At 60.9% G+C, this 15,669-nt stretch carries 21 protein-coding genes; 15 read left to right on the top strand and 6 right to left on the bottom strand.

From position 1 onward, the window contains the following. The first annotated feature begins 29 nt into the window (after nt 1-29). Nucleotides 30-176, top strand: a complete 147-nt coding sequence (locus HYI44_RS01055; RefSeq protein ID WP_177328566.1) for a hypothetical protein — start codon at nt 30-32, stop codon at nt 174-176. A gap of 69 nt (nt 177-245) precedes the next feature. On the opposite strand, the gene HYI44_RS01050 is transcribed toward HYI44_RS01055, so the two are convergent. After that, on the bottom strand, nt 246-518 hold the full coding sequence (locus HYI44_RS01050) for a hypothetical protein (RefSeq protein ID WP_201148574.1): 273 nt from the start codon (nt 516-518) through the stop codon (nt 246-248). Nucleotides 519-724: 206 nt separating this feature from the next. Then, complete coding sequence (locus HYI44_RS01045; protein WP_225568532.1) at nt 725-1,405, bottom strand: SOS response-associated peptidase; 681 nt, start codon at nt 1,403-1,405, stop codon at nt 725-727. A 246-nt stretch (nt 1,406-1,651) separates the two neighbouring features. Between HYI44_RS01045 and HYI44_RS01040 the strand changes: the two genes are divergently transcribed. Next, nucleotides 1,652-2,551, top strand: a complete 900-nt coding sequence (locus tag HYI44_RS01040) for a polysaccharide deacetylase family protein (protein ID WP_225568531.1) — start codon at nt 1,652-1,654, stop codon at nt 2,549-2,551. A gap of 108 nt (nt 2,552-2,659) precedes the next feature. Then, nucleotides 2,660-2,899: a DUF1652 domain-containing protein gene (locus HYI44_RS01035; protein ID WP_045062862.1), complete on the top strand. Its 240-nt coding sequence runs from the start codon at nt 2,660-2,662 to the stop codon at nt 2,897-2,899. A gap of 26 nt (nt 2,900-2,925) precedes the next feature. Here HYI44_RS01035 and HYI44_RS01030 read toward each other — a convergent pair whose 3' ends face one another. Then, nucleotides 2,926-3,831: a LysR family transcriptional regulator gene (locus tag HYI44_RS01030; RefSeq protein ID WP_045062861.1), complete on the bottom strand. Its 906-nt coding sequence runs from the start codon at nt 3,829-3,831 to the stop codon at nt 2,926-2,928. A gap of 127 nt (nt 3,832-3,958) precedes the next feature. Here HYI44_RS01030 and HYI44_RS01025 point away from each other — a divergent pair, with 127 nt between their 5' ends. From HYI44_RS01025 to HYI44_RS00990, 8 genes are all read left to right on the top strand, one after another. Beyond that, nucleotides 3,959-5,107: a muconate cycloisomerase family protein gene (locus tag HYI44_RS01025; protein WP_163019428.1), complete on the top strand. Its 1,149-nt coding sequence runs from the start codon at nt 3,959-3,961 to the stop codon at nt 5,105-5,107. Between the two features lie 10 nt (nt 5,108-5,117). Beyond that, the gene (catC, locus tag HYI44_RS01020; protein WP_122839455.1) at nt 5,118-5,408 is read left to right on the top strand and encodes a muconolactone Delta-isomerase; all 291 of its coding nucleotides are present in this window, start codon (nt 5,118-5,120) and stop codon (nt 5,406-5,408) included. Between the two features lie 51 nt (nt 5,409-5,459). After that, nucleotides 5,460-6,389 (top strand): catechol 1,2-dioxygenase, encoded by a 930-nt coding sequence (gene catA, locus HYI44_RS01015; RefSeq protein ID WP_122839456.1) that lies wholly within the window; start codon nt 5,460-5,462, stop codon nt 6,387-6,389. Nucleotides 6,390-6,607: 218 nt separating this feature from the next. After that, complete coding sequence (locus tag HYI44_RS01010) at nt 6,608-7,567, top strand: AraC family transcriptional regulator (RefSeq protein ID WP_045062850.1); 960 nt, start codon at nt 6,608-6,610, stop codon at nt 7,565-7,567. 249 nt (nt 7,568-7,816) lie between these two features. Continuing rightward, the gene (benA, locus tag HYI44_RS01005) at nt 7,817-9,178 is read left to right on the top strand and encodes a benzoate 1,2-dioxygenase large subunit (RefSeq protein WP_225568530.1); all 1,362 of its coding nucleotides are present in this window, start codon (nt 7,817-7,819) and stop codon (nt 9,176-9,178) included. Then, on the top strand, nt 9,178-9,666 hold the full coding sequence (gene benB / locus HYI44_RS01000; RefSeq protein ID WP_122839458.1) for a benzoate 1,2-dioxygenase small subunit: 489 nt from the start codon (nt 9,178-9,180) through the stop codon (nt 9,664-9,666). Before benA ends, benB begins: the two co-directional genes overlap by 1 nt. 10 nt (nt 9,667-9,676) lie before the next feature. Further along, on the top strand, nt 9,677-10,690 hold the full coding sequence (gene benC / locus HYI44_RS00995; RefSeq protein ID WP_122839459.1) for a benzoate 1,2-dioxygenase electron transfer component BenC: 1,014 nt from the start codon (nt 9,677-9,679) through the stop codon (nt 10,688-10,690). A gap of 41 nt (nt 10,691-10,731) precedes the next feature. Continuing rightward, entirely contained in the window at nt 10,732-11,499 is a 768-nt protein-coding gene (locus HYI44_RS00990) for a 1,6-dihydroxycyclohexa-2,4-diene-1-carboxylate dehydrogenase (protein ID WP_122839460.1), read from the top strand. Between the two features lie 21 nt (nt 11,500-11,520). Here the strand turns inward: HYI44_RS00990 and HYI44_RS00985 are convergent, their stop codons facing one another. Further along, a complete protein-coding gene (locus tag HYI44_RS00985; RefSeq protein WP_045062840.1) occupies nt 11,521-11,883 on the bottom strand; it encodes an NUDIX hydrolase in 363 nt (120 codons plus the stop codon). A gap of 203 nt (nt 11,884-12,086) precedes the next feature. On the opposite strand from HYI44_RS00985, the gene HYI44_RS00980 reads away from it, so the two are divergent. Continuing rightward, nucleotides 12,087-12,278 (top strand): SPOR domain-containing protein, encoded by a 192-nt coding sequence (locus HYI44_RS00980; protein ID WP_045062838.1) that lies wholly within the window; start codon nt 12,087-12,089, stop codon nt 12,276-12,278. A gap of 56 nt (nt 12,279-12,334) precedes the next feature. Here the strand turns inward: HYI44_RS00980 and HYI44_RS00975 are convergent, their stop codons facing one another. Next, nucleotides 12,335-12,574 (bottom strand): hypothetical protein, encoded by a 240-nt coding sequence (locus HYI44_RS00975; RefSeq protein WP_122839461.1) that lies wholly within the window; start codon nt 12,572-12,574, stop codon nt 12,335-12,337. 172 nt (nt 12,575-12,746) lie between these two features. Between HYI44_RS00975 and HYI44_RS00970 the strand changes: the two genes are divergently transcribed. Both HYI44_RS00970 and HYI44_RS00965 read left to right on the top strand, forming a co-directional pair. Then, nucleotides 12,747-12,959: a hypothetical protein gene (locus HYI44_RS00970; RefSeq protein WP_122839462.1), complete on the top strand. Its 213-nt coding sequence runs from the start codon at nt 12,747-12,749 to the stop codon at nt 12,957-12,959. 74 nt (nt 12,960-13,033) lie between these two features. Then, a complete protein-coding gene (locus HYI44_RS00965) occupies nt 13,034-13,369 on the top strand; it encodes a hypothetical protein (RefSeq protein WP_122839463.1) in 336 nt (111 codons plus the stop codon). A 19-nt stretch (nt 13,370-13,388) separates the two neighbouring features. On the opposite strand, the gene HYI44_RS00960 is transcribed toward HYI44_RS00965, so the two are convergent. Next, nucleotides 13,389-13,940: an RrF2 family transcriptional regulator gene (locus HYI44_RS00960; RefSeq protein ID WP_122839464.1), complete on the bottom strand. Its 552-nt coding sequence runs from the start codon at nt 13,938-13,940 to the stop codon at nt 13,389-13,391. 271 nt (nt 13,941-14,211) lie between these two features. Between HYI44_RS00960 and HYI44_RS00955 the strand changes: the two genes are divergently transcribed. Next, entirely contained in the window at nt 14,212-15,414 is a 1,203-nt protein-coding gene (locus HYI44_RS00955) for an NAD(P)/FAD-dependent oxidoreductase (protein ID WP_122839465.1), read from the top strand. Nucleotides 15,415-15,669 lie beyond the last annotated feature (255 nt).

Below are 15,669 nucleotides of genomic sequence, written 5' to 3'. Positions count from 1 at the left end.
TAACGATCCCTTCAGGAAGAGAGGCGAACATGGCGAATGAACCCAAGCAGCCGGACCCGGATGAGCCTACGCAAGAGGAAATAGAAGAGCAGAAAAAGCGTTCGACCCAAGACTGGAAACATGACGACAGTCGAGAACTCTCGGACCGTGATCAGGAGCGTCCGCTGAAACCTTGAAGCGTATTTTTCGCTCGCGGCGGCGCCTGCTAGCTTGTGTGCAGGCGCTGCCGCGATTCAGAGGGACGCTCAGACATCTTCCAGCTCGCAGAAGTCGGGGTGCGTTGCCCGATAGCCCAACGTCCTGTCGATCCAGGCATTCAGTTCATTGACCATCACCGGCGGCTTGCCCGGATAGCGCTGCAAGGTTGTGCGCAGCGTGGTATCGATGTTGGGCACTGAGGCCAGGTTTCGGGTCTTGATGTATTGCCCGATGAAACAATCGAGTTGATAACGTTCCGTAGTCGAGAGGTGGACACACTCGACACTGCTGACTTGCTGGATATAAAAATCGTCGCGCAACTGGGTTCTCTGCAAGGCTGGAGTTCTGGGTTTCCGTCCGTGGAAATGCGGCGCGCATGCTAGCGGCACTGCTCCTGAATGTATGTATGACAATTAAATTGTCAGACAGGCGGTTGGCGCGGCAAAACGCCATATTTCAATGGACTGTTACACGGGTGAAACACTATGTGTAACGTTGCGAGGGCCTGCAGATTTAACGGTTCCTGTCAGGCAAGCGGTTCGATCAGTTCGGGGCCCTGGTTGCGCACATTGCCGACCGCCTTGCTGACCCGGAACCACTCGAACACTTCGCTGGCTTCGCCTTCAAATAATGCCATCTGTTCGGCGCGTTCCCTGGGTGTGGCGGGGTCGAGCCATTCCTCGGCCAGTTCCGGCGATAACACGATGGGGCGGCGGTCGTGGATGTCGAGCATGCCGCCGGCGCTGTCGGCGGTCAGGATGACAAAGCCGTCCTCGGGGGTGGGTTCGGCGGCCGCTGCGGGAAACTGCCCAATGGCGGCGCAGTAGACCGGCGCCCGGTCCTTGCGGCGGATCAACCAGGGTTGTTTGCTACCGTCGCCGCTGTCGACCCATTCGAACCAGTTGTCCACCGGTACAATCGCCCGGTGCGGCCAGATGGGGCGGAAGTAGGGGCCGTGGGCGACCTTTTCCACCCGGGCGTTGATGGGGGGTGCGCGGTCTTTGGCCCAGTGCGGTCGCCAACCCCAGCGCACCAGGTCGGCGTGCAGGCCGTCGTTTTCCAGGTGCAGCAGAGCAAGACGGGTGGTCGGGGCGGCGTTGTAGCGGGCCAGGGGTTCATCGCCGATGTGGTTGATCAGTGCGTCGGGGATGCTCAGTGCTGCGACGAAATCGTGGATGCCGCGGTATTGGGTCAGGCGTCCGCACATGGGTTGGTCCTCCGGTGGCGGGGTACATATCCGCTGCTGCAGTAATAGCTGGTCCCGCCCTTACGGGGCGTCTGCAATCTACAGCTCGCCGTGGCGGCCTTCGGGCCGACCAAGGCGTCAAGCCGGCGCGCTGCGCTTATATGTCTGCATATGACCACCTGTGGAAGCAAAGCTCGCTCGCGATGGCGGCTTATCATTCACCATCAATGTAGACTGGCCCACCGCATCGCCTGGCCAAGGCAAACCATGAAACAGCTGTACAAACTCCTCGCTCCACTGGTTCTAGCCACCGGACTGGCCGGCTGCATTGCTGCACCTATAGCAATGACCCCGCAAACCGAACAACGTTTAACGGCGCAACCTCCCATCCGGTTTTTACTGACCTTCGACGACGGCCCCAGCGCTTCAAGTTTCTGGAACCCGACGCTGACTGTCCTCGACAGTCTCGCGCAAAATCCGCTGCAACCGCACATCAAGGCGGTGTTTTTCGTGCAGACCCGGGCTGCCAGGGCCGGGGGCAGTGAGATTGGGCGCGAGGTCATGCGTCGGGAACAGGCAGAGGGTCATGTCATCGGCTTTCATACCGCCACCCCCGGACACAGCAACCATCGCTCCCTGGACGATCAGGCGCTGGAGCAATCGCTCGCCAACGGCAGCGCCGATATCGCCGCGATCACCGGCGCGGCGCCTGTCCTGCTGCGGCCGCCGTTCTGGAGTTACGACAAGCGCACATTCGCCGCCTATCAGCGGCACGGCCTGCACATGCTGCTGACGGACCTCAGTGCCAACGACGGCAAGATCTGGGGGTTTAACGCCAGCCCGCGGCGGCGCTCGCATATGCTGCGGTCGATGTCCGAAGTTCGCGAGCGCATCGCGCAAGGTCAATTGCCGGTAGTGGACGGGGTGATCCCGGTGGTGGTGACCTTTCATGATCTCAACCGCTACACCGCACGGCATGCGCGCGAGTATCTGCAGATTCTCCTCGACAGCGCCCGGGAGACAGGGGTGCCGGTTGCGCAAAAACCTTTTTATGATGACAGCGCTGCTCTGCAACGGGCGGCCCTGGCGCGCACCGTGCTCGACAGTTCGCAGCCGGTGCAACTGCCGGGGCTGTGGAACTGGATCTGGTCCGGGGATTCACGCTGAAAAACACTCAAAGTGAGAGCTGGATAACATTTGGCGTGCGCGCAACTGACGAAGTGCATCTATCGTCAATGGGATCTTTTCCATTAACTGCCGCCAGAGTCGTCAGCCATGGTGCCTATCGCAGTCCTTTCCAGTATTGTCGAATCCGGTTTCGAGCCACTGTCCTGTGAATGCACGGAGAGCCTGGGATTGCTGGAAATCACCGTATTCGATCCCGATACCCACGAGGTTGTGCTGCTGGTCCGCAATGTCTCCACAGCGGACCTGGCCACCATCCGCGACATCAACAACCTCATTGCCGAACTGCGCACGGAAATGAACGCCGGGCGCCGCGCGTTCGCCGGTTGAGCGCGCTTGCTGCCCCAGGCTGCAGGTCAGGTGTCCTGAGTGGATTCCAGCGCGCGCGGCAACAACTCATCGATCATCTGCAGGCAGTGCTTCAACCCCGGCGACACATCGCCCGCCCGCCGGCTGAGGATGATCGGTGAAGTCGCGTTGTCCTCCAGCAGTGCCGTAAACCCTATGTCGTCACGGTGCAACAACTGCACGGACGCCGGCACCAGGGTGACGCCGATGCCAGCCCCGACCAGGCCGATCGCGGTCTGCAACTCGTTGGTCCATTGCGCCACCTGGATGCTCACACCGTAGGACTCGAACAGGGCGATCACATGGTCGGCGTAACTTGGCCGCGGATTGCCCGGGTACAGTACGAACGGTTCCCTGGCCAGCTCCCGCAGGCTGATCGGCGCGCCCAGCAGTGGGTGGCCGGCGGGGAGGGCGGCGACCAGCCGGTCTTCGGTGAGCACGGTCTGGATGATGGCCGGGTCGTCGATGCGGATTCGTCCAAAGCCGATATCGATCCTGCCAGCCTTGAGCGCATGGACCTGCTGGAGCGTGGTCAATTCCGACAGCCCAAGTTCCAGCTCCAGTGGCTCGCCGCTGCGCAAGCGCCGGATCAATTCCGGCAGTACCCCATAAAGCGTCGATGGCGCAAAACCGATGCCCAGCCAGGTCTTTTCCCCCTGGCCTATGCGCCGGGTGTTGTCACACACCTTGCCCAGCTGTTCCAGAAGTGCGCTGGAATGTTCATGGAAGAACCGGCCGGCATCGGTCAACTTCAACGGCCGGCCGCGCTCCAGCAACATCACGCCCAGCTCATCCTCCAGCTGTTGAATCTGCCGGCTGAGGGGCGGTTGCGCGATGTGCAGCAGTTCTGCGGCTCGGGTGAAGTTGAGGGTTTTCGCCAGCACCTGAAAATAGCGCAGATGACGCAGTTCCATGGAACCTCCAAAAGCTGATCGGCTGGATACCTTTAAGGTATCAAGTCAGACCAATTCTATATTGGCTTCCAGAAAAAAGCCGTACCAGAATCGGGTTCAGAACTCCAAGAACCTGACGGGTATCGAAATGCTTGCAACAGCCATTGAATCGATCGAGACGATCATCGTCGATCTGCCGACCATTCGCCCGCACAAGCTGGCCATGCACACCATGCAGAACCAGACGCTGGTGATCATTCGCGTGCGTTGCGCCGACGGCATCGAAGGCATCGGCGAAGCCACCACCATCGGTGGCCTGGCGTATGGCAACGAGAGCCCGGACAGCATCAAGACCAACATCGACCGCCACTTCGCACCGCTGCTGCTGGGCCAGGACAGCGCCAATGTGAATGCTGCGATGTTGCGCCTGGAGCGCAGCATCCGTGGCAACACTTTCGCCAAGTCAGGTATCGAAACCGCCTTGCTCGATGCCCAGGGCAAGCGCCTGGGCCTGGCGGTCAGCGAATTGCTCGGTGGCCGGGTGCGCAATGCGCTGCCGGTGGCCTGGACCCTGGCCAGTGGCGATACCGCCAAGGACATCGCCGAAGCGGAGCAGATGCTCGACCTGCGCCGCCATCGCATCTTCAAGTTGAAAATCGGCGCCGGTGAAGTCAATCGCGACCTGGCGCATGTGATCGCCATCAAGAAAGCCCTGGGTGATCGAGCCAGCGTCAGGGTGGACGTCAACCAGGCCTGGGACGAAGCGGTGGCCATCCGTGCCTGCCGAATTCTCGGCACCAACGGCATCGACCTGATCGAACAGCCGATCTCGCGCAACAACCGCGCCGGCATGGCGCGCCTGAACGCCATGAGCCCGGCGCCGATCATGGCCGATGAATCCATCGAATGTGTGGAAGACGCCTTCAACCTGGCCCGTGAGGGCGCCGCATCGATCTTCGCCCTGAAGATCGCCAAGAACGGCGGCCCGCGCGCAGTGCTCAAGACTGCGGCCATCGCCGAAGCAGCGGGTATTGCGCTGTACGGCGGCACCATGCTCGAAGGCGGCATCGGCACCATGGCCTCGGCCCAGGCGTTCATCACCCTGAACAAACTGGCCTGGGACACCGAATTGTTCGGCCCGCTGCTGCTGACTGAAGACATCCTCAGCGAACCGCTGGAGTATCGCGATTTCGAGCTGCACGTACCGACCACCCCGGGCCTGGGCCTGAAACTGGACGAAGAGCGCCTGGCGTTTTTCCGCCGCGACAAGTCTGCCACTGTTCTTCATCAAGTCTGAGGAGTGCATCATGCTGTTCCACGTAAAGATGACCGTGAACCTGCCGGTCGACATGAATACCGAGTTGGCCACCAGGCTCAAGGCTGACGAAAAGGCCTTCTCCCAGCGCCTGCAAGACCAGGGCAAGTGGCGCCACCTTTGGCGCATTGCCGGGCTGTATGCCAACTACAGCGTGTTCGACGTCGACAGTGTCCAGGAACTGCACGACCTGCTGATGCAATTGCCGCTCTACCCGTACATGGCGATCGAAGTCACCGCGATGTGCCGGCATCCTTCGTCGATTCGCGAGGATGACCGCTGAACCCAGCCTGTTCAGTTCGCTACGCTAATAATTACAAGATGAGGAACCACCATGAACGTCAAGATTTCCCATACTGCTGCTGCCCAGCAATTTCTCGAAGAAGCCAGCGGCCTGCACAACGATGCTGGCAGCCCGCGGGTCAAGGCGCTGATCTACCGCATCCTGCGTGACTCGGTGAACATCATCGAAGACCTGGCGGTAACGCCGGAAGAGTTCTGGAAAGCCGTCAACTACCTCAACGTGCTGGGTTCGCGCCAGGAAGCCGGGCTGGTGGTCGCGGGCCTGGGGCTGGAGCACTATCTCGATCTGTTGATGGACGCCGAAGACGAGCAGGCCGGCAAGGCTGGCGGCACCCCGCGCACCATCGAAGGCCCGCTGTACGTGGCCGGTGCGCCCCTGTCCGACTTCGAGGCTCGACTGGACGACGGCAATGATCCGGGCGTGCCGCTGTTCATGCAGGGCCAGGTGCTCAATACCGCTGGCGAACCTCTGGCAGGTGCGGTGGTGGACGTCTGGCAGGCCAATACCGGTGGGACTTACTCCTACTTCGATAGCAGCCAATCGGAATTCAACCTGCGCCGGCGCATCGTGACCGACGCCGAGGGTCGTTATCGCTTCCGCAGCATCGTGCCGTCCGGCTACGGCTGCCCACCGGATGGCCCGACCCAGCAACTGCTCGATCAACTGGGCCGTCACGGCCAGCGCCCGGCGCATATCCATTTCTTCATCTCGGCCGCAGACCATCGCCACCTCACCACCCAGATCAACCTGGACGGTGATGAGTACCTGCATGACGACTTCGCCTACGCCACCCGTGACGAGCTGATTGCCAAAATCACCTTCAGCGAAGACCAGGCCCGCGCGGCGGCCTACGGTGTCAGCGGCCGCTTTGCTGAAATCGTCTTCGACTTCACCCTGCAGTCCTCGGCCCAGCCGCAAGAGCAGCAACGCATGGAGCGGGTTCGCGCACTCGAAGACTGATCCCTGTACAACCTGCAGGAGCCCGGCCTGCCGGCGATGGCGATAGAGATACCGCCATCGCTGGCAAGCCAGCTCCCACAGGGGCCCGGGTGTACGCGGGAGTTTGGCTCGCCACCAATCCGCAGGAGCCCGCTCCCATGTGTCGGTCAACGCGTACATCGGTGCCGGTACTGCTCTAGAATGACCAGAACATCTATAACAACAACGAGAGTGACCCGATGATGCACGCGCAACTGTTGAGTCAGCGCAGCACGGTATTCGACCATGCCGACCCCTACGCCGTGTCGGGCTACGTCAATCAGCATGTCGGCAACCATTGCATCCTGATGCCCCGTGCCGGGCAACCCCTGGCCAGTCTCAATCATCGCAAATTCGCCAGCCTCGACCTGTGCCGTATCAGCTACGGCGGCAGCGTTCGCGTCACCTCGGGCGCGCTGGAAACCATCTATCACCTGCAAGTGTTATTGCGCGGCAATTGCCTGTGGCGTGGTCACGCCCAGGAGCATTATTTCGCCCCCGGCGAATTGCTGCTGATCAACCCCGACGATCCGGTGGATCTGACCTATTCCGACGATTGCGAAAAATTCATCCTCAAAGTCCCTGCCTCGTTGCTGGAGTCGGTCTGCGACGAGCAGCGCTGGCGTTATCCGGGGCAGGGCGTACGGTTTCTGGAAAACCGCTACCAGCTCAATGAACTGGAAGGTTTCGTCAACCTGCTGGCGATGATTTGCCAGGAGGCCGAGGCCACCGAGCAGATTCCCCGGGTGCAGGAGCACTACACGCAGATCATCGTCAGCAAGATGCTCAGCCTGATGAAGACCAACGTCAGCCGCCTGGAACTCGGTTCCCAGGCTGCGACGTTCGAAGCGATTGCCGATTACATCGCCCGCAATCTCAAGCACGACATCGACAGCGAAGAACTCGCGCGCCAGGCCAGCATGAGCCTGCGTTCGTTGTACGGCCTGTTTGAACGCAACGCCTGCACCACGCCGAAGAACTACATCCGCCAGAAGCGCCTGGAACGGGTCAATGCTTGCCTGAGCGACCCGACCTGCATCGTGCGCAACGTCACCGAAGTGGCGATGGATTACGGCTTCCTGCACCTGGGACGGTTCTCCGACAGCTACCGCAAACAGTTCGGCGAACTGCCCTCGGACACCCTCAAGCGCCGGCATTGAGCCCGCAAACCCCACCAATGCCTCTGTAGGAGCTGTCGAGTGCAACGAGGCTGCGATCTTTTGCTCTTGAAAAAGCGAAAGTCAAAAGATCGCAGCCTCGTTGCACTCGACAGCTCCTCCGCAGCTCCCACGCATTGGCCACATACAGCTGCACTAAACGGATACAGGTCTGCACCCAGCGGATAGTCCGTCCCGTCCCCCCGTCCTAGCATGGCCCTGCCTGAAATAAAAACAATGGAGGCGGCGGCCATGACCCTGCGACCCGAATACCTGCAATCCCTGCTTGAAGACGATCCAGAGCAGGGCATCTATCGCTGCAAACGCGAGATGTTCACCGACCCGCGCTTGTTCGACCTCGAGATGGAACACATCTTCGAAGGCAACTGGCTGTACCTCGCCCACGAAAGCCAGATCCCCAACAAAAACGATTTCTACACCACCACCATGGGGCGCCAGTCGATCTTTATCGCGCGCAACAAGGACGGTGAACTCAATGCCTTCATCAACGCCTGCAGTCACCGCGGCGCGATGCTGTGCCGGCACAAATCCGGCAACAAGAGCTCCTATACCTGCCCGTTCCACGGCTGGACCTTCAACAATTCCGGCAAGCTGCTCAAGGTCAAGGACCCGGCGGCGGCCGGTTACCCGGCGAGCTTCAACTGCGAAGGCTCCCACGACCTGACCCGGGTCGCCCGTTTCGAATCCTATCGCGGCTTCCTGTTCGGCAGCCTCAAGGCCGACGTAGTCCCGCTGGTGGAACACCTTGGCGAATCGGCCAAGATCATCGACATGATCGTCGATCAATCCGCCGATGGCCTGGAAGTGCTGCGCGGTTCCTCCAGCTACATCTACGAAGGCAACTGGAAACTCACTGCGGAAAACGGTGCCGACGGCTACCACGTCAGCTCCGTGCACTGGAACTATGCCGCCACCCAGAACCAGCGCAAGCAGCGCGAGGCCGGCGATATCAACCCGACCATGAGCGCCGGCAGCTGGGCCAAGCAGGGCGGTGGTTTCTATTCCTTCGACAAGGGGCACATGCTGCTCTGGACCCGCTGGGCCAATCCTGAAGACCGCCCGCTGTACGAGCGCCGCGACGAGCTCGCCCAGGACTTCGGCAAGGCTCGCGCCGACTGGATGATCGAGAACTCGCGCAACCTGTGCCTGTACCCCAACGTGTACCTGATGGACCAGTTCAGCTCGCAGATCCGCATTGCCCGGCCGATCTCGGTCAACCGCACGGAAATCACCATCTACTGCATCGCGCCCAAAGGCGAAAGCGATCACGCGCGCTCCAGCCGCATCCGCCAGTACGAGGATTTCTTCAATGTCAGCGGCATGGCGACGCCGGACGATCTCGAAGAATTTCGTTCCTGCCAGACCGGTTACCAGGGCAGCGTTACCGCCTGGAACGACATGTCCCGCGGTGCCGAGCACTGGATCGAAGGCGCCGATGAGGCGGCCAGGGAAATCGACCTGCAGCCGTTGCTCAGCGGCGTGCGCACCGAAGACGAAGGTCTGTTCGTGCTGCAGCACAAGTACTGGCAGCAGACCATGCTCAAGGCGCTGGCCGCCGAGCAGGCGAAGCTGATCGACGTGGAGACCGTGTGATGACCATTACCTACGAAGCCGTGCGCGATTTCCTCTACCGCGAAGCGCGCTACCTCGATGATCGCCAGTGGGATGAGTGGCTGGAACTGTACGCGCCGGACGCGACCTTCTGGATGCCGTCCTGGGACGACAACGATGAGCTGACCGAGGACCCGCAGCGGGAAATCTCGCTGATCTGGTACGGCAATCGCACCGGCCTCGAAGACCGTGTGTTCCGCATCAAGACCGAGCGTTCCAGCGCCAGCGTGCCGGACACCCGCACCTCGCATAACCTGAGCAACATCGAACTGCTGGAACAGGCCGACGGCATCTGCAAGGTGCGCTTCAACTGGCACACCCTGAGCTTTCGCTACAAGACCGTCGACAGCTACTTCGGCAGCAGTTTCTACACCCTGGACATGCGCGGTGAAAACCCGCTGATCAAGGCCAAGAAAGTGATCCTGAAGAACGACTATGTTCGTCAGGTCATCGATGTTTACCATTTGTGAGGCCGTCGCCATGACCCATTCCATCGCGTTCAATTTCGAAGACGGCGTCACCCGGTTCATCGACGCCAATCCAGGTGAAACCGTGGCCGATGCCGCGTATCGCCAGGGCATCAACATCCCGCTGGACTGCCGCGACGGCGCCTGCGGTACCTGCAAGTGTTTTGCCGAAGCCGGTCGTTATGACCTGGGCGAGGAGTACATTGATGACGCCCTGACTGCCGACGAAGCCGAGCAGGGCTTTGTGCTCACCTGCCAGATGCGCGCGCAAAGCGACTGCGTGGTGCGGGTGCCGGCTTCCTCGGATGTCTGCCGCACCCGGCAGGCCAGCTTTGAAGCAACCATCAGCGCCGTGCGCCAGCTGTCCGACAGCACCATTGCACTGTCGATCAAGGGCGAGTCCCTGAGCAAACTGGCGTTTCTGCCGGGGCAATATGTGAACCTCGGGGTCCCGGGCAGTACCCAGACCCGCGCCTACTCCTTCAGCTCGTTGCAGCATGACGGTGAAGTGAGCTTCCTGATTCGCAACGTGCCTGGGGGACTGATGAGCAGTTTTCTCACCGGCATGGCCAAGGCCGGCGACAGCATGAGCCTGGCCGGGCCATTGGGCAGCTTCTACCTGCGCGACATCCGTCGTCCGTTGTTGCTGCTGGCCGGTGGCACCGGGCTGGCGCCCTTTACGGCGATGCTGGAGAAAATCGCCGAGCAGGGCAGTGAACATCCGTTGCACCTGATTTACGGGGTGACCCATGATTTCGACCTGGTGGAGCTCGATCGCCTCGAAGCCTTCGCCGCCCGCATCCCCAACTTCAGCTTCAGCGCCTGCGTGGCCAGCCCTGACAGCCAGCACCCGCTCAAGGGCTACGTGACCCAGCACATCGAGCCACGGCATCTGAACGATGGCGACGTTGACGTCTACCTGTGCGGCCCGCCGCCGATGGTCGAGGCGGTCAGCCAGTACATTCGCGAACAGGGCATCGCGCCGGCCAATTTCTACTACGAGAAATTCGCCGCCAGCGCGGCGTGAGCCCGTACAAGAACTGCGGCACCTGAACCATCGAGGTACACATGAACAGATTCCACGAAAAAGTCGCCCTCATTACCGGCGCCGCCCAAGGCATCGGCCGGCGGGTCGCCGAACGCATGGCGGCCGAAGGTGCGCGGCTGATCCTGGTCGATCGCTCCGAACTGGTGTTCGAACTGCAACAGCAACTGGGCCAGGACAGCTTCGCGCTGACCGCCGATCTTGAGCAATACAGCGAATGCGAGCGCGTGATGCAGGCCGCCGTTGAACGTTTTGGTCGCCTGGACATCCTGATCAACAACGTCGGCGGGACCATCTGGGCCAAGCCTTTCGAGCATTACGAAGCGTCGCAGATCGAAGCCGAAGTGCGCCGCTCGCTGTTCCCGACGCTGTGGTGCTGCCATGCCGCACTGCCGTTCATGCTGGAGCAGGGCAGCGGGGCGATCGTCAACGTCTCCTCCATTGCCACCCGCAGCATCAACCGCGTGCCCTACGGGGCGGCGAAGGGCGGGGTCAACGCACTGACCGCGTGCCTGGCGTTCGAAACGGCCGGGCGGGGCGTTCGCGTCAATGCCACGGCGCCCGGAGGTACCGATGCGCCGCCACGGGTCATCCCGCGCAATAGCGCCGAACAGAGTGCCGAGGAGAAGGTGTGGTATCAGCAGATCGTCGACCAGACGCTCGATAGCAGCCTGATGAAGCGCTATGGCACGCTTGATGAGCAGGCAGGTGCGATTCTGTTCCTGGCCAGCGACGACGCCTCCTACATCACCGGCATGGTCATGCCCGTGGGCGGTGGCGATCAGGGCTGACTGGCCCGGGCCTGAGCCACCCTAGAGGCGACGCTGGAACGCCCTGACGATGCGCAGCGTGGCATCGTTGGTGCTCAGATTGTGCACCGAATCGAGCGGGTGCCAGATGCAGTCGACGATTTCATTGGTCGGCCGCGCGACCTCGTAATCCACCACCGACGCTTCGTACACGTGGTGACAGGTGTCGCCGGATTCCAGTGCCATCAGGTACAGAAGCTCGTCGACCCCCAGGCTGGTTTCCTCCTGAAGCTCGCGCCTGGCCGCGTCCGCAACGGTTTCGCCGCGCTCGACCTTGCCTCCGGGCAGGGTCCAGCGGCATCGATGCTTGCGTACCAAAAGTATGTGGCGATCCTGCTCGCAGATGACGGTGGCGCGTACTTTCATGCTCTATCCAAATACTGGCTGTCACAATAATGTCATGAAACTGCAATATTCAGACCGTGCAGCGTAGTGTTTCAGATGATTGGAGCCCGGGAGGAGGGTGAAAGTGCAATCGCTGACGTCACGACGTCTGGTCAGCACGTTCGCCAAAAGCAGGTGTAAGGTAGAAAGGTCAATCCTGGAGATGATTCGCAACGGAGGTTGTCATGAGTGTACCGATGCTGAACAAGATGCATATGAACGGTTACGACGTACTCAGCGTGAACAATGGCCCTTGGCGTGTCTGCACCAAGGGCGACCGTCTGGGCGCGTTTGCCAGCCGTGAAGAGGCGTTGGCCTTTGCGGCGTCCTTGCCCGGCTACCGCGACAGATCACCCAGACCTGCCACTAAACAATAACGGCTTGCGTGCAATGTGCGGTGGCGGGGGAGCACGCTCCCTCGCCACCCGTTCGCTCAGTGCGCCTGGTTGCGTGTGATCGCCCTGGCCTTCACTTCCCCGGCATACTGCGCCAGGCGCTCTTCATCCCCTTGAAGCACTTCACACAGGCGCTTGGCGGCTTTGGCGTCCACCTCGTTGCCCGACTGCTGCAATTGCTCGGCAATGCGCAAAAGCTCTACCGCCGACCAGCGCAGGTCCGAGGCAACGCCCTGCAAGTCCCGCCGAAGTTGCTGTTCAGATTCGTTAAGCCACATGCTGACCTCCTGTATTGATTCTCCGTTTCGAAATACTAGACCCTTTTTACCGTGACGGAAGTTGTGTCGCTGCACGCAGGCGTTTGCCTTTGGTCGGGAAGGTTAAGCGAGTCCGCAGCGGCGTTGTCGTAGTGGAGTAGCGATTTCGCGCTGTGTCAGAGGCCACTTTCAAATGACGACCACCGATGATTTCAGGTTTCACGCCCATGAGCTGATCGTTGACCTGGATGCGGCCACCACGGAAATGATGAAGTTGATATCTGCCCATCAGCTCAGCGGCCCGGAGTGGGAGCGGGTCACTCAATGGCAACACGAGGCCTATGAGCGCTGGATGAATTACCTGAATGCGCGAACTTACGAGGCGCCCGATGACACCGGGCAATGATGAGCTTTTGTGTATCAGATGGATGTCTGCGCCGGCACGCGCTACATTTTCCTTTTTAAGCGAAGGAAACCTTCATGCGGATGCTCATCGCAGGAATCATGCTGGCGACATTGGCTGGTTGTTCATTGCCGGCTTCCGTCGTGCCCGGTGAACCGAACGTCAGCAAGTACAGCGAGAAGCCGCCCAAGGAGTACGCCGCGTGCGTCTTGCCGTTATGGCAGAAGCAAGTCTCGGCCACGCGCCAGACCTCGATCTCTAACGGCTACCGGATCAATGCCCCCGGCATGATCACCGCAGACGAGATCCTAGATATCGTGAAGAACAAGAGTGGCAGCCGCGTGTCCCTGTACCAGGGGCCGCCCTGGGCCAAATCCGGCGCGCTGCGTCAGGCCGTGCGCGACTGCCTGTAGGCTTGAGCCACGCTTGTGTTCAGTTGCTGATGTCGGTCAGCGGGATGCCTTGGGGGCTGGCGCTTTTCCTGTCGCGCCGATCAGTGATCCAGGTATCCACCTGCTCGGAGAATTCTGCCGGGGCCTTGCGACCGACCTTCCTCGCCAGATCAAGAATGGTCTGCTGGGCCAGTGCTTCTTCCATGCGCTTTTGCGCCACCATCATGGCGCCGTGCACTGAACAGTGGCCGTCCAGCGCCCACTCGGGCGTATTTCCCTCGAATAGCGCACACCGCCCGCGTATTTCCTTACAGTCGAAAATCAGCTTCTGGCCATCGATCGCATTGACGATGTCGAGCAGGCTGATTTCGTCAGCAGGGCGGGCCAGCTTGAACCCGCCGCGCACACCCTCGGTGGCACTCACCAGCTTGGCCTTGGCCAGCCGGGTAAAGATCTTGGCCAGGTAATCCAGCGGTACACCTTGCAACTCGGCAAGGTCGCGCACGCTGGCCTCCCGGGTCTCGCCACGGTTGCCCACCAGAAAGAGCAGGCAATGAATGCCGTATTCGACGCCCGCGCTGTAAAGAGACATGTTCATCTCCGACTAAAGTAGTCGCCAATATTAACAGCCGGCTGCGGGCATGGCAACGTCGGGCCCCAATCCCCGCCTCTCTGCGCTTTAGCCTGCCTACCTGCTAAACCCTTTCCCGTTAGGCCATCAATGACGTCGATGGCAACCATCAAAAAAAATCGATTGCTTTGGTTAACTAGGACTAATACAGTCGCCGTTACTCGGAGCGGCACGGTGATCATTCAGCGTGACCTCAAACCATTCCAATATCGGGTCTTCCCTGGAGTCACAGATGAAACAGCACATTCTGGTAATCGGCGCAGGTTTTGGTGGCATGTGGACAGCATTGAGCGCCACACGCCTGTTCGATCTTCATGGTCACGATGCGGTCGAAGTCACCGTCCTGGCCCCGCAGGCCGAGCTGCGAGTGCGACCGCGGTTCTACGAGCCCAATGCCCACCAACTGGCGGCGCCCATCGGCGAGCTGTTCGATGCGGTCGGCGTACGGTTCATCAAGGGCTCGGCTGAAACCATCGACGTCCACAGCAAGCAGGTGGGTTACCTGGATGCGGCGGGCGCCCAACAGCTGTGCAGCTACGACAAACTCGTTCTGGCCACCGGCAGCCGCCTGGCACGGCCGGTCACCGCGGGGGTGAACGAACACGCTTTTGACGTTGACCAGATCGAACAGGCCGTGCGCCTGGAGCAACACCTCAAATCACTCGCCGGCCAGCCGGACAGCGCCGCGCGTAACACCGTGGTGGTGGCGGGCGGTGGCTTTACCGGGATTGAAACAGCGACTGAAATGCCCGCCCGGCTGCGCGCCATCCTTGGCGAAGCGGCGGATATCAAGGTGATCATCGTTGATCGCGGCGAAAAAATCGGCGCGTCGATGGGCGCCGACATCAGCGTTTCCATCGCTGAAGCCAGCGCCGAAGTGGGCGTGGAGTGGCGCTTGAAATCGTCGGTGGCCGGCGTCGATGCCGACGGAGTGACCTTGGCCGATGGGCAGCGCATTGAAGCCAGCACCGTAATCTGGACCACCGGCGTACGTGCCAGCTCGCTCACCGAACAGATCCCCGGCGAGCGCGATGCCTTGGGCCGCCTGCATGTGGACAGCCACCTGAAAGTGATTGGCCAGGACGACATTTTTGCCACCGGCGATGTGGCCTACGCGGCCTCCGATGACATCGGCAACCATGCCCTGATGACCTGCCAGCATGCCATCGTCCTCGGTCGCCACGCCGGCAACAACGTCGCCGCCCAATTGCTCGGGGTCGCCCCGACGCCCTACAGCCAGCCCAAGTACGTGACCTGCCTGGACCTCGGGGCCTGGGGCGCGGTGTACACCGAAGGGTGGGATCGCCAGGTCAAGCTGGTCCGTCAGGAAGGCAAGGCGCTGAAAACCCAGATCAACACCCAGTGGATCTATCCCCCTGCAGCCAATCGTGAAACCGCGTGGGCCGCTGCCGATCCGCTGATCCCGATTGCCTGATGCTGCCGTAGGAGCTGTTGTAGGAGCTGTCGAGTGCAACGAGGCTGCGATCGTTTGATCCTGTTCTTTTGAGGGCAGCCGCCAAAAGATCGCAGCCTCGTTGCACTCGGCAGCTCCTACACCACGGCGCACGACGGCGCACCACGGCATATGACGGCATATGACGCCTCACGGCAGCGACGTCGGCGCAAGTCGACCCCAGGGATGAACACTTGCCTATGTGAAATAATCTCTGTAAATTTTCATGAAATTTAA

Origin of the sequence: Pseudomonas sp. Y24-6, from assembly GCF_020295325.1 — a bacterium.
GTDB lineage: Bacteria > Pseudomonadota > Gammaproteobacteria > Pseudomonadales > Pseudomonadaceae > Aquipseudomonas > Aquipseudomonas gregormendelii.
Note: the sequence above shows the minus strand (reverse complement) of the source record. Positions and strands in the feature narration are given on the sequence as shown.